Below are 19,561 nucleotides of genomic sequence, written 5' to 3' on the forward strand. Positions count from 1 at the left end.
GGCTTCGCCCAGAGCGCGGGCCTGATCCTGGGTGGTTCGATCAGCCAGAGCAACTTCCTCGGTACCGGTAACAAGGTGTCCGTCGGCCTGACCCGCAGCGAGTACCAGACCAAGTACAACTTCGGCTTCACCGACCCCTACTTCACCGCTGACGGCGTCAGCCTGGGCTACAACGCCTTCTACAGCAGTACCGACTACAGCGATTACTACGACGATGGCGTTTCGTACTATGCAATCAACAGCTACGGCGCCGGGGTCAGCTTTGGCTACCCGATCAACGAAACCTCGCGCCTGACCTACGGCCTGACCCTGCAACACGACGACATTTCGCCCGGCACCTACAGCGCCGACGAGATCTACGACTTCATCGCCCGCGAGGGCAAGAGCTTCAACAACCTCAAAGCGTCGATCGGCTGGTCCGAATCCACCCTGAACAAGGGCGTGCTGGCCACCCGAGGCCACTCGCAAAGCCTGACCCTGATGGCCACCACGCCCGGCAGCGACCTTTCGTTCTACAAGCTGGACTACAACGGCCAGACCTACCTGCCGGTCACCGCCAAAACCTCGCTGCGGCTGCACACCAGCCTGGGCTATGGCAACGGCTACGGCTCCACCGACGGCCTGCCGTTCTATGAAAGCTATACCGCAGGCGGCCTGGGTTCGGTGCGCGGCTTCAAGGATGGTGGCCTGGGCCCACGCAACACCCCCGCCACAGGCACCTATGCCAGCGCTGGCCAAGCCTATTATTCCGACCGCGACACCGACGTGCTGGGGGGCAACATCCTGATTACCGGTGGTGCCGAGTACATCTTCCCGTTGCCGTTCGTGAAGGACCAGAGCCAGCTGCGCAGTTCGGTCTTCGTCGACGCCGGCAACGTATATGCCGACACCTGCTACCTGTCGACCACCCAGGGCTGCGGCAGCGTGGACCTGGCGCAGATGGCCGTGTCGCTGGGGGTTGGCGTGACCTGGTACAGCCCGATGGGGCCGCTCAGCTTCAGCCTGGCGGCACCGCTGAAAAAGCCGGACAAGGCCGAGACGCAAATCTTCCAGTTCTCGCTGGGGCAGACGTTCTGATCATCGCATAGGGCTCCAGGCTGATGCGGTCCATGTGGGAGCGGGCGTGCCCGCGAAACAGGCGACGCTGTCGATGACACCGGCTTTGCCGGTGTTCGCGGGCACGCCCGCTCCCACATGGATTGGGCAAGCTTCGAGTTTTTGAGCAAGACAGAATCCCCCGCATAAAGCAGCACCCGGTTGGGCTTGAGCATTACCCGCTTTTACTCCCGCTTAACCCAAGTTGACAATCACCTTGCCTAAGCTGGCCAGCATTCGACCCCCCGCCCAGCAGGACATGCCCATGCCCCCCTTCACGCCTTGCTTCCCCACTGCACTGCGACACGATGAAGTCCCGGTCGCCCTCCTCGACCTCGTCCAGCAGCGCCTGGCCAGCCTGCTCGGCCCACGCTTCACGGTGGTACTGGGCGGGAGTGGCGATGGCGCCGGCGTCAGCCACTACCACTTGGCAATCCAGCATAACCAGAGCGGTGTTTCACTGGAGGACTATGGCGACGTCGGCGCCGGCTTCATCGAGCGCCTGCTGCGCATGGCCACCCAGGTGAGGGACATGCTCGACTCGGCCACGTTCAGCCGTATGGCCAGCGACGACCCGAGCCGACCATTGGTATGGCTCAGCGAGCTGGTCAGCCACGGCGAAAACATTACAATGCGCGCCCCAATCTGAAATATATTTTTCTCATGAAATCACTGCTTTACGCCGTAACCTTAGTGTTTTCCTTCACTCTCCCTGCCTTTGCCAACCCACCCGCGACCTTCACCGAGGCCAAGGTGGTGGCCAAGCAGAAGGTGTACATGGACCAGGCCAGCAGTGCCATGGGCGAGCTGTACTGCGGCTGCAAATGGACCTGGGTCGGCAAGTCCGGTGGGCGCATCGATGCCGCGTCGTGCGGCTATCAGACACGCAAACAGCAGAACCGCGCCGAGCGCACCGAGTGGGAACACATCGTGCCCGCCTACACGTTTGGCAACCAGCGCCAGTGCTGGAAAAACGGCGGCCGTGAGCATTGCGTGGACAACGACCCGGTGTTCCGCGCCATGGAAGCCGACCTGTTCAACCTGTACCCGTCGGTGGGTGAAGTCAACGGCGACCGCAGCAACTTCAACTACGGCATGGTCGCTGGCAATGCCGGCGAATATGGCCAGTGCACCACCAAGGTCGACTTCGTCCAGCGCGCCGCCGAACCGCGTGACGAAGTGAAAGGCCTGGTGGCTCGCACCACGTTCTACATGTTCGACCGTTACCAACTGAGCATGTCGCGCCAACAGCAACAGCTGCTGATGGCCTGGGACAAGCAACACCCGGTGTCGGCCTGGGAAAAAGAGCGCGACCGGCGCATTGCCGGGATCATGGGGCATGGCAACCCGTTCGTGAGCGGGGAGCGCAAATGGACCGCCGACTACAAGCCGGTTGGCAGTGGCGTGGTGCAGGCAGTGCCGGGCGAAACACCCAAGGCGCAGGCCAAGCCGAGCCTGGCCAGTGCCGGGGCTGTGGGGGCGGTGCTGGGCAACCGCAACAGCCATGTCTATCACCTGTCCATAGGCTGCCCGGGCTACAACCAGGTGGCGGCGAAAAACCAGGTCAGCTTCGCCACCGAGGGCGAGGCGCAGGCAGCTGGCTATCGCAAAGCCGGTAACTGCCGCTAAGCAACGCGGATTGCCAGGTTGACGGGCAGGTGTTTAGAATGCGATCCATTCTTAATTGCACCCCTGGCCCGTCATGCCGCCCAACGACCCCACCCTCAACCTGCAGGTCCAGACGCTTTACACCGAGCACCATGGCTGGCTGCAAGGCTGGTTGGGGCGCAAGCTGGGCAATGCCTGCGATGCCGCCGACCTGGCCCATGACACCTTCGTGCGCCTGCTCAGCCGCCAGGGCAGCAGCTGTTTCGGCACGGAGCCCAGGGCCTTGCTTACCCACATTGCCAAGGCCCTGGTAGTCGACCGCTGGCGGCGCCAGGATGTGGAGCGCGCCTATCTGGAAGCCATCGCCCATCTACCGGAGCCCGAGGTGCCCTCCCCGGAAACGCGCTGGCTGATCCTCGAAACCCTGTATCGCATCGACGCCATGCTGCGCGACCTGCCAGCCCGGGTGCGCCAGGTGTTCCTGCTGTCGCAACTGGACGGGCTGACCTATGTACAAATTGCCGAGCAGTTGCAGGTGTCGCTGATCACTATCAAGCGCGACATGCGTACGGCATTCCTCGCCTGCCTGAGCATCGATTGATGAGCCCACGCATCGACCCGCTGATTCTTGGCGAAGCCGCCGATTGGCTGGTGCAACTGCAATCGGGCACGGCCACCGAGGACGATCACCGCGCGGTGCAGGCCTGGTGCCAGCGCAGCGCCCAGCACGCCCAGGCGTGGCAGCGTGCCGAGGCGCTTCTGGGCGACTTGCGCCGCCTGCCCACCCCGGTTACCGGCGAAACCCTGCGCCGCCTCAGCCGCAACGGGGCACTCAGCCGCCGTCAGGCGCTGCACCGCTTGGGGTTGTGGCTGCTGGCCGCACCGGCGGCCTGGCTGGCTTGGCGAGAAACACCCTGGCAGCAGTGGACCGCAGACGCCCGTACGGCAGTCGGCGAACAACGGCCGCTGACGCTTGCCGATGGCAGCCAGGTGTTGCTGAACACCGACACGGCGATTGATATCACCTTCGATGGGCAACAACGACGCATCGACCTGCTGGCGGGCGAAATCCTGGTCACCAGCGCCAAAGACCAGGTTACGCCTTCCCGCCCGCTTCTGGTGCGCACCCTGCATGGCCAGGCGATTGCGCTGGGTACCCGTTTCAGCGTGCGCATCGACGGCCCGCTGACCCGGGTAGCCGTGCTGGAAGGCGCAGTCAGCAGCCGCCCCGTGCATGCTGCCACTGGCGTGTTGCTCAAGGCAGGCGAGCGTGGCGCCTTCGATGGCAACCGGGTCTTGCCCACCACTGCGCTGGAAGCCGGCGATCTTGCCTGGGAGCACGGCATGCTGCTGGCCCGTGACATGCGCCTGGCCGACCTGTTGCAGGAGCTGGGCCGCTATCGCCCCGGTGTACTGCGTTGCCACCCACAGGTGCGCGAACTGAGAGTGTCTGGCGCCTTTCCCCTGGCCGATACCGATGCCAGCCTGCGGCTGCTGGGCGACACCCTGCCAGTGGCTATCCAGGGCCTGACCCGCTACTGGGTGACCGTAGAACCACGCGTATAAGAGCCGCTGAAGGATTTTAAATAACAGTTGCCTTGCCCGAATCCAGAAAGCTGCTCGGTTTCTTTGGGAGCAACTGTCTTACTCAATTTCTAAAAGCTGGCGCGGCCCCCTGTGGGAGCGGGCTTGCCCGCGAACACCGGCAAAGCCGGTGCCATCCACCGCGTTGCCTGCTTCGCGACGGTTCGACGCCTCGACGCGCCCGCTCCCACAGGGGCCGCCCCAGCTTCAGGTTTTCAGTGATACCTTTTCCTGCGTCGTCCGGTGATGAGTGCAGAACCTTCATTTTCTGCAGCACAGGACCCTCGCATGACTCCCCGCTTCCGCCTCAAGGCCCTGAGCCTGGCCATCGCCCTCGGCGCCCTGGCGCCCCTTCAGGCACCCCTGGCCGCCGACGCCACCGCGCGTGCTTATCACCTGGCTGCCGGGCCGCTGGCCGACGTACTGGCGCGCTTTGCCGCCAGCGCCGGGGTGCCGCTGTCGTTCGACCCGGCGCTGCTCAAAGGCGTGCAAAGCCCGGGGTTGGAGGGCAGTTACAGCGTACAGGAAGGCTTCGCTCGCCTGTTGGCCGGCAGTGGCTACAGCCTGATAGCCACCGACAGCGGCGGATTCACGCTGGCGCCAACGGTCGACCTGGGCAATGCCCTTGAACTGGGCGCCACCACCATCAACAGCGACCTTGCCGCCAGTGCCAATACCTGGCAAGGCGGCCAGGTAGCTCGCAGCGCCCGCCTGGGCGTGCTTGGCGACCAGGCAATCAGCGACGTGCCGTTCAGCGTTACCAGCTATACCGCCAAGACCATTGCCGACCAGCAGGCCCGCACCCTGGGTGACGTGTTGCTCAACGACGCCTCGGTGCGCCAGTCGGCAGGTTTCGGCAACTTCTCGCAGGCCTTCACGATTCGTGGCCTGCCGCTGAACACCGATGACATCAGCTACAACGGCCTGTACGGGGTGCTGCCGCGGCAGATCGTGACCACCGAAGCACTCGAGCGGGTCGAAGTATTCAAAGGTTCCAGCGCCTTCCTCAATGGCGTTGCCCCGCAGGGCAGCGGCATTGGCGGTGCAATCAACCTGGTGCCCAAGCGCGCAGAGGACACCCCCACCCGGCATGTCACCCTCGACTACGCCACCGGCGACAACATCGGCGGCCACCTGGACCTGGGCAAGCGCTTCGGTGAAGACAACCGCTTCGGCGCCCGCATCAACCTGGCCCAGCATGACGGCGGCACCGGCGTCGACGACGAAGCCCAGCACTCCACCCTGGTGGCCGTAGCCCTGGACTACCGTGGCGAGCGCCTGCGCCTGTCCACCGACCTGGGTTACCAGAAAGAGCGCATCAACCAGGGCCGTGCGGTGATCTACCCCACCGGCAGTAAAGTGCCCCACGCCCCGTCGGCACGTGACAACTACTCGCAAAGCTGGACCTGGTCGCAGCTCGAAGACACCTACGGCATGGTCAACGCCGAGTACGACCTGAACGACAACTGGATGCTGTATGCCGGCGCCGGCGCCAAGCACACCCGCGAAAATGGTGAGTATTCCTCGCTGTACGTCAGCGACGCCAACGGTACCGCCCGTGGCGGCTTCCTCTATTCACCCCACGATGAAGACAACAAAAGCGCGGTGGCCGGGCTGAATGGCCGCTTTGCCACCGGCCCGGTCAGCCACCGTTTCAACTTCGGCCTGTCGGGCATGTGGGGCGAGCAGCGGTCGGCCTATGAGGCGCTGGCCGCGGCCAAACGCTATGACAGCAACCTGTACAACCCGGTGAAGGTGCCGCGCCCGACCGACACCTATTTTGGCAGCGACTTGCACGACCCGCGCATTGTCGGCAAGAACCGCAACAAAAGCGTAGCGCTGTCCGACACCCTGGGCTTTCTCGATGACCGCATACTGCTGACCGTTGGCGTGCGCCGGCAGTCGATCAGCGTGGACAGCTGGGCGACCGCCAGCGGTGCGCGCAACACGCCGTATGACGAGTCCATCACCACCCCGGTGTACGGCCTGGTGATCAAGCCTTGGGAGCATGTGTCGTTCTATGCCAACCGCATCGAAGGCCTGGCCCAGGGCCCGACTGCACCTTCCAGCGTGACCAACGCCAACGAAGTGTTCCCGCCCAAGCGCAGCAAGCAGGTCGAGGCCGGGGTGAAGCTGGACTGGAACAGCTTCGGCGCCACCCTGGGCGTGTACCGCATCGAGCAGCCCAACAGCGTCACCTACCGCGCACCAGGTGCAACGCTGGACACCTTCAGCATGGACGGCGAGCAGGTCAACAAGGGTGTGGAGCTGAACCTGTTCGGTGAGCCGGTGGACGGCCTGCGCCTGTTGACCGGTGCAGTGTTCATGCACACCGAACAGAAGAACACCGCCTACGGCAGCAACGACGGCAACCGCGCTGCCGGCGTGCCGCGCTTCCAGTACAACCTGGGTGCCGACTGGGACGTGCCTGGCCTTGAAGGCGCCGCGCTCAGCGCCCGGGTGCTGCGCACTGGGGGCCAGTTTGTGAACGCGGCCAACAGCCTGAGCATCCCGGCCTGGACCCGGGTAGACCTTGGCGGGCGTTACCGCTTCAAGGTCGATGACAAGCAGGTGACGTTGCGCGCCAATGTGGAGAACGTGGCGAACAAGGCGTATTGGGCGTCGGCGTCGACATCCAACAACTACCTGACCCAAGGTACTCCGCGCGTTTTGCGCCTGTCGGCCAGTGTTGATTTCTGAGGCTGGAAGCCAGCAGCTGTCATAGCCTGATCCGGCCTCTTCGCGGGTAAACCCGCTCCCACAGGTACAGCGCTAGCCTCAAGGTTGATGCGATCCCTGTGGGAGCGGGTTTACCCGCGAAGAGGGCGGCGCAGGCACAACTGTTTTCTTTGCCACCGCCGCTCAAGTACAGTCTGCCCATGGACAAGTACGCCCCCCGCCAATGGCTCCCCCACGAGCAACCCAGCCTGCCGGGCTCCCCCTCCACGCCCCTGCATTCGCCTGCCAGGCGCCTGGCCTACGGCGTGGTCGGCCTGCTGGTGGCCATTACCGGTGGCCTGGGCAATGCGCTGGTCACCGCCAACCTGGTGTTCCTGCAAGGCGCGCTGGGCGCAACCACGGCCGAAATGGCCTGGCTGCCTGCCGCGTACGTCATGACCAACGTGTCCATCAACCTGCTGCTGGTCAAGTTTCGCCAGCAGTTCGGCCTGCGCGCATTCACCGAAGTGTTCCTGGTGCTGTATGCCCTGGTCACCTTCGCCCACCTGCTGGTCAACGACCTCAACTCGGCCATCGCCGTGCGCGCTGCCCATGGCATGGTCGGCGCCGCGCTCAGTTCGCTGGGGCTGTACTACATGATCCAGGCGTTCCCGGCGCGATGGCGGCTCAAGGCAATGGTGCTGGGCCTGGGGGCCTCGCAGCTGGCACTGCCGCTGGCGCGGATTTTTTCCGAAGACCTGCTGCAGATCGCTGAATGGCGTGGCCTGTACCTGTTCGAACTCGGCCTGGCGCTGGCGGCACTGGGCTGCGTGCTGATGCTCAAGCTGCCACCGGGTGACCGTTTCAAGACGTTCGAACCCCTGGACTTCCTCACCTTCACCCTCATGGCCAGCGGCACCGCCCTGCTCTGCGCCGCGCTGTCGCTGGGCCGTATCGACTGGTGGCTGGAGGCGCCGTGGATCGGCGTGGCGCTGGCGGCATCGATCGCCCTGATCTTCAGCGGCCTGGCCATCGAGCACAACCGCCAGAACCCGCTGTTGATGACCCATTGGCTGGGCAGCGGTAGCGTGATTCGCCTGGCCCTCTGCGTGGTGCTGATCCGTATGGTCACGTCCGAACAGTCCACGGGGGCAGTCGGCTTTCTACAGGCGCTGAACATGGGCAGCGAGCAAATGCGCACGCTGTATTGGGTGATGCTGCTGGGCGCGGTGGCGGGCCTGGCCAGCAGTACCCTGACCATCAGCCCCAACCACCTGGTGATACCGCTGTTCGTCTCGCTGCTGGCCATGGCGGCCGGCGCCTTCATGGACAGCAGTTCCAGCAACCTCACGCGCCCGGCGCAAATGTACTTCAGCCAGTTCCTGCTGGCATTCGGCAGCACCTTCTTCCTCGGCCCGTCGATGGCCCTGGGCATCAGCCATGTGCGCGCCAAACCCCGCAACCTGGTGAGCTTTTCGGTGCTGTTCGGCATTTGCAACAACCTCGGCGGCCTGATTGGCGCAGCACTGCTGGGTACGTTCCAGACCTGGCGGGAAAAATTTCACTCCAGCCACCTGATGGACCGCCTCAGCTACCTGGAGCCACTGGTGAGCGCCCGCGTGCAGAGTGGCGGCGCCGGCTACGGCGGCATATTTGCCGACCCGGCCCTGCGCAGCGAGGCCGGCATGCGCTTGCTGGCCAGCGCCGCCACCCGCGAAGCGAATATCATGGCCTACAACGATGTGTTCGTCCTGATCGGCAGCATCGCTATCCTGACCATGGTCTGGATCTGCATCCGTAGTACCTGGCTCTGGTACGCAAGACGCCAGGCCACCCCCACCGACTCCAGCCCCGGCGCGCCCACCCGATGACCGACGACACCCGCACCACAACCACCACCGCCATCGCCGACACCCCGGAAGGCGTTACACCGCCCAGCGAGCCGACCAGCCCGGTGCGCTCGCGGCGGGTACGCATGCTGTCATCGATCAGCTTCGCCTGCGTGGCCCTGGCTGGCATCCTGCTGGTGCTGTATGCCTGGCGCCTGCCGCCGTTCAGCAGCGCCATTGAAAGCACCGAAAATGCCCTGGTGCGCGGCCAGGTGACGATCATCGGCCCGCAGCTCAGTGGCTACATCGTCGATGTGCCGGTGCACGACTTCCAGTTCGTCAAGGCCGGTGACCTGCTGGTGCAGCTGGACGACCGGATCTACAAGCAGCGCCTGGCCCAGGCTATCGCCCAACTGCAACAGCAACAGGCTGCCCTGGCCAACAACCTGCAACAGCGCAACAGCGCCGAAGCCACCATTGCCCAGCGCCAGGCGGCCATCGGTAATGCGGCGGCCCAGGCGGCCAAGGCCAAAGCCGACCTGGGCCGCAACCAGGCACTGGTCAACGACGGCTCGGTGTCCCGCCGTGACCTTGACCTGGCCCGTGCCAGTGAAGCCGCAGCGGTCGCCAGCCTGGCCCAGGCCAGGGCAGCACTGGAAATCGCCCGTCAGGACCGGGAAACAGTGGTGGTCAACCGGGCGGCGCTGGAGGCATCGGTGGAAAATGCCAAGGCCGCCGTGGCGCTGGCGCGTATCGACCTCGACAACACCCGCGTCACCGCCCCGCGCGATGGCCAACTGGGGCAGATTGGCACGCGTCTGGGGGCTTACGTGAATTCCGGCGCGCAGTTGATGGCACTGGTGCCCGACACCTTGTGGGTGATCGCCAACATGAAAGAAACCCAGATGGCCAATGTGCGCATCGGCCAGCCGGTGACGTTCACCGTGGATGCGCTGAACCACCTCAAGTTCAAGGGGCACGTGCAGCAGGTTTCGCCGGCCACCGGTTCGGAGTTCGCCTTGTTGCAGGCGGACAACGCCACCGGCAACTTCGTCAAGATTGCCCAGCGAATCCCGGTGCGCATTACCGTGGATGCCGGTCAGGACCAAGCCAGGCGCCTGCGCCCAGGGATGTCGGTGGTGGTCAGTATCGATACCCACAGCCAGGATTGAGGTTGTTGCTGGCCATTTCGCGGGTGAACTCCCACAGGACAATCGCTACATCAGTGAGTTAGCAGGGACCTGTGGGAGCGGGCGAGCCCGCGAACACCGGCGCAGCCGGTGCCATACACCGAGTCGCCTGCTTCGCGGGCACGCCCGCTCCCACAGCGCCCGGCATCAGTTCTCTGGGTGACAGCGCAGCCCAATGGGCTGGGCAATCTCCCACAGGAAAGTGGCCAGCCGAGAGCATGCCGAGATGCCGTCGTGCCACGATTGCACCGCTCTGGCCCGTGGGTTCTAATCCCGACCGATCCGTTTTCAAGGAAGTGTCACCATGTACAGGAAGATCGTGCCGCTGGCGCTGCTGGCAACCCTGGCCGGTTGCTCGGGCAGCGAGGACACCAGCAAGGCCAGTTTCCAAAAGGCCGCCCAAGCCCACCTCGACACCCGCTACCCGCACTGTTTCATCAACAGCACGTTCCCCACCAGAACCCAGGATTTCGACCTCCAAGGCACCAACAAGGCGCTGCATGCCCTGGCCCGGGTGGGCGTGGTCAGTGAAAAGGAAGTCTCGCGCACCGAAGTGCCTGCCCGGCTGTGGCAGCCGGCACGCACCGACATCTACTACGCCTATGACCTTACCGACGAAGGGCGCAAGTACTACAAGGCAGGCAACGGCCTGTGCTTTGGCAAGGCACAGGTAACTGCCGTCGAGCAGTTCAGTGAACCAAGCGGGGCCACAGGGCAGAAAACCTCGAATGTGACGTATGCCTACAAGATTACCGGGCTACCGGCATGGGCCAATGATGAAGGGGTCAAGGCCAGCATTGCCGACCTTGGCAAGGCCGTTGCCAGCAACGACACACCGTTCAAGGAAACCCGGGCGATGGTGCTGACCGCTCAAGGTTGGCGGTTGCAGGACAAATAGTGGGTTGCCAGGGCTGCGTTGCAGCCCCGGCTTGTCTGTCACAGACACATTCATGTCGCCCACAGACTGCGGCGTCTCGTCGCATACCAAAGCCCCTTGGGCAAAACCCCGCAAGCCCGTAGAATCGCGCCTCCTTTTCGCCCGTCGCCTTTAACGGTGGCAACCGTCAGCAACGACAGAGTCCGTGCCTGAACACATGAACGCACATGTGAAATAGGCTCAACCCTCCCCGCACAGCCCTGCTCCTGCCAGGCAAAGCGGTTGAGTCTTGCCCAGGTCGCATCCGTGTAGACACTCGCCCCTGTTGGGGTCGAGCCAATGTGCGCGTCCGAGAAGGCGCTCATTCCGCTCATCCAACTAGAGGTACGTATGTCTCCGCGTTTGCTGGCCATGGCGCTGGCGCCCCTGCTCGGCTTGTTCATCATTGCCTTGGGCAACGGCTTCATGTCTTCCCTGACCACCCTGCGCCTGGGCGCAGCCGGTGAGTCGGCCACCACCATCGGTATCGTCTCGGCGAGCTACTTCATCGGCCTGACCCTGGGTGCCGTCTTCAACGACCGGCTGATCTTGCGCATCGGCCATATCCGCGCGTACACAAGCTTTGCTTCGCTGATCGCCGCGACCATCCTGCTGCAGGGGCTGTTCTACGACGTCACCTGGTGGTCGGTGCTGCGCCTGATCAACGGCTGGGCCGCGGTCGGCGTGTTCCTGGTAATCGAAAGCTGGCTGCTGCTGGCCGGCGACGCGAAGATCCGTGGCCGCCTGCTGGCGCTGTACATGATCGCCTTCTACGGCGCCGGGGTGATTGCCCAGGCCGGCCTTGGCGAAATCACCCAGCTTGGCGCCTCCGCACCCTTCATGCTGGCTGGCGTACTGGCTGCCCTGTCGGTACTGCCCATCGTGATCCTGCCGCGAGTATCGCCACTGCTGGAACAGGTCGAACCACTCAAGCCACGCCAACTGCTCGGTGTTGCACCGTCGGGGCTGGTAGGCTGCTTTGGCTCGGGTGTAATCATTGCCGGCATCTATTCCTTGCTACCCCTGTATTTGCAACGCATCGGCCTGGACGTGGGTGAAGTCGGCACGATGATGGCCTGGGTGATCCTGGGTGCGATGTTGTTGCAGTACCCGGTCGGGCGCTGGTCGGACCGCAAGGACCGCCTGAGTGTGCTGCTGGCCCTGGCCGCATTGTGCGTGGTGCTGTCACTGATTACGGTGTTCCTGGCATCAGACTCGCTGTTGCTGCCTGCGGTGCTGTTCCTGCTGGGTGGGGGCGTGTTTACCCTGTACCCGGTAGCCGTCAGCCACGCCGCCGACCGTGCGCCCTCCGATGCTCTGGTGCCGATGATCCAGGGTTTGCTGCTGATCAACTCGCTGGGTTCGGCCATGGCGCCACTGGCCATTTCGCCGCTGATGACCTCGTTTGGCGAGGTCGGCTTGTTCTGGGCGTTTGCCGTGGTCAACCTGGGCATGGTGTGCTTCTTCATGTGGCGCCGCGGCAAGCGCCCGGCCGCAGAGCACCCGGCACCGTTCACCGCATCGACCACCTTCTCGCCAACCGGTGCTGAACTGCGCGTGACCGAAGACCTGATGCACGCAGCGCAGGAGCATCCGCCGTTGGAACCTGTGGAAAGCCCTGCGCCACGCACAGAGCCCAGCTGACTCAATCGCTGTTTCTCAGTGGGGCCGGGCATGCCTGCTCCCACTGAGGACTACCATCCGTCGCCCGGGCGGCACCCCTACTCTCGCGCTTGACCAAACGAATGACAGATCATCCGCAAAGGAGACGTCCCATGATCCGCATTCGCCCCCTCTCCCTGTGCCTGGCACTCGCGCTGGCCAGCGTCACCGGCACCACCTTCGCCGCCACCGACACCAACACCGACAGCCGCCCACAAACCGACCAGTCTGGTGGCAAGACTGCCGGTGAAGGCAGCAGCGTCAACAGCCCCGGCAGTGGCCAGGACAACGACAGCAGCGATACCGGTAGCAACAGCGACGCTGCAGACGGCGCCAGTGGTGGCTCCAACAGCACTGGCGAGGCAACAGGCTCCGGCGCCGGGCATAGCGGTGGCACTGCCGAGGACCAGGACAGCCATTAACACAGGCGTGGGCTAAGCTGCGCCCCAAAGCCCTGCCAAGGATTCGCCATGAACCTGAAGCTCTTGTTGCTCGCCGCCCTGCTACCCTGCACCGCCTTGGCCAACAGCAGCAACCAAGGTGCGTTGTCGATCAGCTCCTCTTCGTTTACCGATGGTGGCGTAATTGCCCTTCAGCAGGTCGGACCGGACCCGGCCTGCGGCGCCGGCGAGGAGCGTACCCCGCAACTGAGCTGGGACAACCTGCCCGCAGGTACCCGGTCGCTGGCATTGATCATGTTCGATCCGGACGGCGGCAAGGGTACAGGTGTGGTGCACTGGGTCGCCTATAACATCGACCCGGAACAGGATGGGCTCAAGGAGGGTACGGCCGGGCTGAGCGGGCAATATGTGACCGTGGGCCGCAACTCGCGGGGCACACTCAGCTATCGCGGCCCATGCCCGCCCGCTGGCGACAACCCGCACCATTACGCACTGACCTTGATCGCCACCGACCTGCCCCTGGGCACCCTGCCCGAAGGGCTCGACCGCAACGGGCTGTTGCAGCTGCTACAAGGCCACGCGCTGGGCGCGCAAAGCCTGGTCGGGCGCTACGGGCATTGAACCAACCAGTACAAAAACAAATGATCGAACCAATAGCATTTATCCATTGAATGGCCCGGGCGAACTGAAGTAAGCTCGGGCTCATTCACTGGAGAGCAACATGCCGAAACACACCCGCAACCACGCCAACCACACCGGTCGCAACCTGCGCCCTGTGCTGGCTGTTGCTGGCTGCGTGGCACCTGCCAGCTATTACTTTGGGTATTGGTTTAGCCACTAGGCGCCGATACCCACACGGCGCCCACCTTCGAGGGGCCGCCGAACATGAGAATACTCAAACCCCCGGTCGGCTCCCCGACCGGGGGTTTTGCTTTTCAGGCCTTTGAACAACACCGATTCACATTGAGGACAGATTCATGAACTACGCCACTTATTACTACGCAAACACCTATGCCTGGCGATTTAGCCAATCCCGTTCGGGCCAGCCTGCCGCCTCCGACCGGTCTTCCACAGGTGGCAATGCAGCAGCCAATACGAATTCAACGATCTGTCGAACACCTCGATAGGGCCGACCACGCGGGCCAGAACCCGCCGTCCGCCCAGGGAAAAACGCCATGCAAGCTTCCAGCCTCGCCCTGCCCCTGACCCAGCCGCAAGCGGCTAACACCACCGTCAGCAAGCGCCTGCCCAGCCCACACCTGCTCAAGCAGCAGATGCCGCTGACCAGCGAACTCACCCAGCAAGTACAGGCTCACCGCCAGGCCATTCGTGACATCCTCGAAGGCCGCGATCCGCGCCTGCTGGTCATCGTCGGCCCCTGCTCGATCCACGACCCCCGCTCGGCCCTGGAATACGCCGACCGCCTGGCCGCCCTCAGCCGCGAAGTTGACGACAAGCTGCTGCTGGTAATGCGCGCCTACGTCGAAAAACCGCGTACCACAGTGGGCTGGAAAGGCCTCGCCTACAACCCGCACCTTGATGGCAGCGACGACATGCACTCGGGCATCGCCTTGTCGCGCGGGCTGATGATCAGCATGATCGAACGTGGCCTGCCGGTTGCCACCGAGCTGCTGCAACCGATGGCCGCCGGCTACTTCGACGACCTGCTGGCCTGGGCCGCAATTGGCGCACGCACCACCGAATCGCAGATTCACCGGGAAATGGTCAGCGGCCTGGAACTGCCGGTCGGTTTCAAGAACGGCACCGACGGTGGCATCGCCATCGCCAGCGACGCCATGCGCAGCGCCGCTCACCCGCACCGCCACTTCGGCATGGATGCGCAGGGCCACCCGGCCATCATCGAGAGCCTGGGCAACCCCGACACCCACCTGGTACTGCGCGGTGGGCACAAAGGCCCGAACTACGATGCCAACAGCATCGCCATGGCCCGTCAGGCACTGGCCAAGGTTGGGTTACAGGCACGCATCATGGTCGATTGCAGCCACGCCAACAGCGGCAAGGACCCGGCGCGCCAGCCAGCGGTGTTCAATGATGTGCTGGGGCAGCGCCTGGCCGGCGACCGCTCGATCGTAGGTGTGATGATCGAGGGGCACCTGTTCGATGGCTGTCAGGCGCTGGGCAAGGGCGCACTGAAATATGGCGTGTCGATCACCGACGGCTGCCTGGGCTGGGCTTCGACTGAAACCCTGTTGCGTGAAGCGGCACAAAAACTGTAAGCGAAGGTTGCAAGCCTGGCGAGACATACCCCAAGCAAGTGCGCTAGGCTTGCCTTTTTACCCCAAGGAGCAGTACCCATGGCCCGTGCAACCGCCCGCCACATCCTGGTCAGCAGCGAAGAGAAGTGCAACGAACTGAAAGCCCAGATCGAAGCAGGCGCCGACTTCGCTGAAATCGCCAAAGCCAACTCCACCTGCCCGTCCAGCCGCCAAGGTGGTGACCTGGGTTCGTTCGGCCCAGGCCAGATGGTCAAGGAATTCGACACCGTGGTGTTCAGCGCTCCGGTCAACACCGTGCAAGGCCCGGTGAAGACCCAGTTCGGCTACCACCTGCTGGAAGTGACCAGCCGCCAGGACTAAGCCCTCGCAGCCGATGAAAGTCCCTGTGGGAGCGGGCGAGCCCGCGAATAGGCCAGACCAGACAACCTCGTTGCCTGAGCCGACGCATTCGCGGGCACGCCCGCTCCCACAGGTTTTATTGGCGCTTGTTGTGACCTGCACCACCCTCACGATCCACGCCGCCCCCACCCACGCCCTGACCGTCTACGGCGAAGCCCCCCGCTACAACGCCAGCTTCCAGCATTTCGACTACGTAAACCCGAACGCCCCAAAGGGCGGCATCCTGCGCCGCTCGGCCATCGAGATCGGCCAGTTCGACCATATCCTGCCGTACATCGACAAGGGCATCGGCGTCAGCGAAGTCGATGGCCTGCTCTACGCACCTCTGGCCGTGCGCTCGTTCGATGAGCCCTACACGGTCTATGGCCTGATCGCCCGCAGCATGGAGCGCGGCCCGAATGATGCCTGGCTGCGTTTCGAGATAGACCCGCGCGCTACATTTGCCGATGGCAAGCCGGTGCGTGCCGAGGATGTCCGTTTCACCTTCGAGCTGTTGATGAGCAAGGGCAGCCTCAAGTACCGCACCGAATTCGCCGACGTGACCGGGGTTACCGTGGAAGGCCCGCAGCGCGTGCGTTTCGACTTCAAGCCAGAGCACGGCCGCACCCTGGCCCTGGACCTCGCCAGCCTGCCGGTGCTGCCCGAACACGACTGGGGGCAGCGCGACTTTGCCAATGGCGCGGGCTTCGACAAGCCGGTCGGCAGCGGCCCGTACCGCATCGGGCGCATCGACAACGGCCGCAGCATTACCTTCGAACGCGACCCCGGCTGGTGGGCACGTAACCTGCCGGCCAGCCGTGGCCGCTATAATTTCGACAAGCTGCGCATCGAGTACTTTGGCGACACCGAAGTAGCCCGGCAAGTACTCAAGGGCGGTGGCTACGACTACAACCGGGAGTTCTCCGCCACCGCCTACACCCTGGGTTACAGCGGCGCCCAGCTGGACGACGGCCGCCTGCAGCGCGCCCACCTCGGCCCGGCCAAGCCGCAGGTTGCCCAAGGCTTCGTGTTCAACCTCGACCAGCCGCAGTTCAAGGACCGCCGCGTGCGCCAGGCACTGGGCATGCTGTGGGACTACGAATGGAGCAACCGGCAGATGATGCGCAATATGTACATCCGCCAGCAAAGCGTGTTTTCCAATACCCCGCTGGCGGCACGCAACCTGCCCGATGCCGGCGAACTCAGGTTGCTCGAGCCGCTGCGTGGCAAGGTACCGAACGAAGTCTTCAGCACCGTCTTCACCGCCCCGGTCAGCGACGGGTCGGGCATCATCCGCAAGCAGCAGTTGCAGGCCCTGGCCCTGCTTGAGCACGCCGGCTGGCACCCTGAGGGCGACCGCCTGGTCAACAGCCAGGGCACACCCCTGGCGTTCACCTTTCTCAATGGCCAGTCGGGCATGGAACGCCTGCTACTGCCGTGGAAGCGCAACCTGGCACAGATCGGCGTCATCCTGAACATCCGCAACGTCGACTCGGCCCAGTACGTGAACCGCCTGATGGCACGGGACTACGACATGATCGTCACCGGTTACCCGGTCACCCTGTCGCCGGGCGCAGAGCTGTACAACTACTTCGGCTCGGCAGCCGCACACGACCCCGGTTCGAACAACCTCATGGTGTTGCAGGACCCGGCCGTGGACCGCCTGATCGACGGCCTGGTACGCGCCGATACCCAGGCCGACATGCTGCACCATGCCCGCGCCCTGGACCGGGTGCTGCAATGGAACTACTACTGGATCCCCAACTACTACCCACCGGGTAGTTCCACCGCCTGGTGGAACCGCTTCGGCCTGCCAAAGGTGCAAGCCGCCTATGACGAAGGCCTGGACACCTGGTGGGAAATCAGCCCCACACCGCTGACCAATGCACAAATGGCCGAACGCAAGAAGGCCTTGCCATGACCACCTACATCCTGCGCCGGCTGCTGCTGATTATCCCGACCCTGCTGGCGATCCTGCTGGTCAACTTTGCTATCGTTCAGGCCGCGCCAGGTGGCCCGGTGGAGCAGGCGGTGGCGCGCCTGCAAGGCCTGGGTGGCGGCGCACCCGGCGCACGGGCCGAAGTAATGCACGGCGAGTCGCGTGCTACGCGGGGCCTGGACCCGAAGCTGATCGAAGAGATCAAACGCCAGTACGGCTTCGACAAGTCCGCCCCCGAGCGCTTGTGGCTGATGCTGGGCCAGTACGCCCGGCTGGACTTCGGCAACAGCTTCTTTCGCGGGGCCAAGGTCACCGACCTGATCCTCGACAAATTGCCAGTGACCCTGTCGTTGGGCCTCTGGGCCACGCTGATCACCTACCTGGTGTCGATCCCGCTGGGCATCCGCAAGGCGGTGCGCCATGGCAGCCGTTTCGATGCCTGGAGCAGCGCACTGATCGTGGTCGGCTACGCCCTGCCCTCGTTCCTGTTCGCGCTGCTGCTGATCGTGCTGTTTGCCGGTGGCACCTCGCTCAACTGGTTCCCGGTGCGTGGCCTGGTGTCGGACAACTTCGACGAACTCAGCCTGCTGGGCAAGGTCGCCGACTACTTCTGGCACCTTGTGCTGCCGGTCGGGGCCTTGGTGATCGGTGGTTTTGCAACCCTCACACTGCTGACCAAGAACGCCTTCCTCGACGAGGTTTCCCGCCAATACGTGGTCACCGCCCGGGCCAAGGGCCTGAGTGAACGCCGGGTGCTGTATGGCCATGTCCTGCGCAATGCCATGCTGCTGGTGGTGGCTGGGTTGCCGCAGGCGCTCATTACCGTGTTCTTTGCCGGCTCCTTGCTGATCGAGGTGATCTTCTCGCTCGATGGCCTGGGCCGCATGAGTTACGAGGCCGCTGTATCGCGGGATTACCCGGTGGTGTTCGGCACGTTGTTCATCTTCACGCTGGCGGGCTTGCTGATCCGCCTGATAGGTGACCTGTCGTACACCCTGCTCGACCCGCGCATCGACTTTGACACGAGGGCGCACTGATGCTTTCGCCCATCTCGCGCCGTCGCCTGCAACGCTTTCGTCGCAACCGCCTGGGCTGGGTCTCGCTGTGGCTGTTCGCCGGCCTGTTGCTGCTGAGCATGGCCGCTGAGCTGGTGGCCAACGACAAGCCCCTGCTGCTGGGCTACAAAGGCGAGCTGTACGTACCGGCGCTCAAGCGCTACACCGAACAGCAGTTTGGCGGCCAGCTGCCATTCCAGCCTGACTACCGCAGCGCCTATGTGCGCCAACTGATAGCAGATCAAGGCGGCTGGATGCTGTTTGCGCCCATCCCGTTCAGTGCCGACACCCCCAATTACGACCTGCAAGTACCTACCCCCAGCCCGCCAAGTGCAAGCAACTGGCTGGGTACCGACGACCAGGGCCGCGATGTGTTGGCGCGAGTGCTGTATGGCACGCGGGTATCGCTGCTGTTCGCGTTCGCCCTGACCGTGGTCAGCGTGTTTATCGGTTTGCTGGCTGGCGCGCTTCAGGGGTACCACGGCGGCTGGGTCGACCTGCTGGGCCAGCGGCTGCTGGAGGTGTGGTCGGGGTTGCCGGTGCTGTACCTGCTGATCATCCTCAGTGGTTTTGTCGAGCCGGATTTCTGGTGGCTGCTGGGGATCATGGCGCTGTTCTCCTGGTTGACCCTGGTCGACGTGGTACGCGCCGAGTTCCTGCGCGGGCGCAACCTTGAGTATGTGAAAGCCGCCCGGGCGCTGGGTTTGCCGGACAGCCAGGTAATGCTGCGGCATATCCTGCCCAATGCGATGAATGCCACGCTGACCTACATACCGTTCATTCTGACCGGGGCAATCACCACCCTCACTGCACTGGATTTTCTCGGGTTTGGCATGCCGGCCGGCACCGCCTCGCTTGGCGAACTGGTGACCCAGGGCAAGCAGCACCTGGAGGCACCGTGGCTGGGCTTTACTGCATTCTTTGCGCTGGCAGTGATCTTGTCGCTGCTGGTGTTTATCGGCGATGGCTTACGGGAGGCGTTCGATCCCAGGGGCTGAGACACCTTGTT

Annotated in this window: 17 protein-coding genes; all 17 read left to right on the plus strand. The window is 64.0% G+C overall.

Annotation, left to right across the window (positions count from 1 at the left end; translation table 11 throughout):
• Positions 1-1,077, plus strand: a 1,077-nt coding sequence (gene bamA, locus ACIQUI_RS24805; protein WP_403203290.1) for an outer membrane protein assembly factor BamA, incomplete at its 5' end; no start/stop codon positions are given.
• Between the two features lie 283 nt (positions 1,078-1,360).
• Complete coding sequence (locus ACIQUI_RS24810) at positions 1,361-1,744, plus strand: hypothetical protein (RefSeq protein WP_403203291.1); 384 nt, start codon at positions 1,361-1,363, stop codon at positions 1,742-1,744.
• 14 nt (positions 1,745-1,758) lie between these two features.
• Positions 1,759-2,724 carry an endonuclease gene (locus ACIQUI_RS24815; protein WP_403203292.1) on the plus strand — a complete coding sequence of 322 codons (966 nt, stop codon included), beginning with the start codon at positions 1,759-1,761 and terminating at the stop codon, positions 2,722-2,724.
• Positions 2,725-2,797: 73 nt separating this feature from the next.
• On the plus strand, positions 2,798-3,304 hold the full coding sequence (locus ACIQUI_RS24820) for a sigma-70 family RNA polymerase sigma factor (RefSeq protein ID WP_403203293.1): 507 nt from the start codon (positions 2,798-2,800) through the stop codon (positions 3,302-3,304).
• Complete coding sequence (locus ACIQUI_RS24825; RefSeq protein WP_403203294.1) at positions 3,304-4,269, plus strand: FecR domain-containing protein; 966 nt, start codon at positions 3,304-3,306, stop codon at positions 4,267-4,269. The genes ACIQUI_RS24820 and ACIQUI_RS24825 overlap by 1 nt, the downstream gene beginning before the upstream one ends.
• 306 nt (positions 4,270-4,575) lie before the next feature.
• Complete coding sequence (locus ACIQUI_RS24830; protein ID WP_403203295.1) at positions 4,576-6,987, plus strand: TonB-dependent siderophore receptor; 2,412 nt, start codon at positions 4,576-4,578, stop codon at positions 6,985-6,987.
• A 179-nt stretch (positions 6,988-7,166) separates the two neighbouring features.
• Positions 7,167-8,816: an MFS transporter gene (locus tag ACIQUI_RS24835; RefSeq protein ID WP_403203296.1), complete on the plus strand. Its 1,650-nt coding sequence runs from the start codon at positions 7,167-7,169 to the stop codon at positions 8,814-8,816.
• On the plus strand, positions 8,813-9,946 hold the full coding sequence (locus ACIQUI_RS24840; protein ID WP_403203297.1) for an HlyD family secretion protein: 1,134 nt from the start codon (positions 8,813-8,815) through the stop codon (positions 9,944-9,946). The genes ACIQUI_RS24835 and ACIQUI_RS24840 overlap by 4 nt, the downstream gene beginning before the upstream one ends.
• A 322-nt stretch (positions 9,947-10,268) precedes the next feature.
• Complete coding sequence (locus ACIQUI_RS24845; protein WP_403203298.1) at positions 10,269-10,862, plus strand: hypothetical protein; 594 nt, start codon at positions 10,269-10,271, stop codon at positions 10,860-10,862.
• 369 nt (positions 10,863-11,231) lie between these two features.
• Positions 11,232-12,524, plus strand: coding sequence for an MFS transporter (locus tag ACIQUI_RS24850; protein WP_403203299.1), 1,293 nt, complete (start codon positions 11,232-11,234; stop codon positions 12,522-12,524).
• A 131-nt stretch (positions 12,525-12,655) separates the two neighbouring features.
• Entirely contained in the window at positions 12,656-12,964 is a 309-nt protein-coding gene (locus ACIQUI_RS24855) for a hypothetical protein (RefSeq protein ID WP_403203300.1), read from the plus strand.
• 48 nt (positions 12,965-13,012) lie between these two features.
• Positions 13,013-13,564 carry a YbhB/YbcL family Raf kinase inhibitor-like protein gene (locus ACIQUI_RS24860; RefSeq protein ID WP_403203301.1) on the plus strand — a complete coding sequence of 184 codons (552 nt, stop codon included), beginning with the start codon at positions 13,013-13,015 and terminating at the stop codon, positions 13,562-13,564.
• Between the two features lie 554 nt (positions 13,565-14,118).
• Positions 14,119-15,180 carry a 3-deoxy-7-phosphoheptulonate synthase gene (locus ACIQUI_RS24865; protein ID WP_403203302.1) on the plus strand — a complete coding sequence of 354 codons (1,062 nt, stop codon included), beginning with the start codon at positions 14,119-14,121 and terminating at the stop codon, positions 15,178-15,180.
• 78 nt (positions 15,181-15,258) lie between these two features.
• Positions 15,259-15,540: a peptidylprolyl isomerase gene (locus ACIQUI_RS24870; RefSeq protein WP_003258780.1), complete on the plus strand. Its 282-nt coding sequence runs from the start codon at positions 15,259-15,261 to the stop codon at positions 15,538-15,540.
• Positions 15,541-15,553: 13 nt separating this feature from the next.
• The gene (locus tag ACIQUI_RS24875) at positions 15,554-17,479 is read left to right on the plus strand and encodes an extracellular solute-binding protein (protein ID WP_403203303.1); all 1,926 of its coding nucleotides are present in this window, start codon (positions 15,554-15,556) and stop codon (positions 17,477-17,479) included.
• On the plus strand, positions 17,476-18,534 hold the full coding sequence (locus ACIQUI_RS24880) for a microcin C ABC transporter permease YejB (RefSeq protein ID WP_403203304.1): 1,059 nt from the start codon (positions 17,476-17,478) through the stop codon (positions 18,532-18,534). The genes ACIQUI_RS24875 and ACIQUI_RS24880 overlap by 4 nt, the downstream gene beginning before the upstream one ends.
• On the plus strand, positions 18,534-19,550 hold the full coding sequence (locus tag ACIQUI_RS24885; protein WP_403203305.1) for an ABC transporter permease: 1,017 nt from the start codon (positions 18,534-18,536) through the stop codon (positions 19,548-19,550). Before ACIQUI_RS24880 ends, ACIQUI_RS24885 begins: the two co-directional genes overlap by 1 nt.
• The last annotated feature ends 11 nt before the right edge of the window (positions 19,551-19,561 follow it).

The organism is Pseudomonas sp. NPDC090592, assembly GCF_044769185.1.
In the GTDB taxonomy this organism is placed as follows: domain Bacteria; phylum Pseudomonadota; class Gammaproteobacteria; order Pseudomonadales; family Pseudomonadaceae; genus Aquipseudomonas.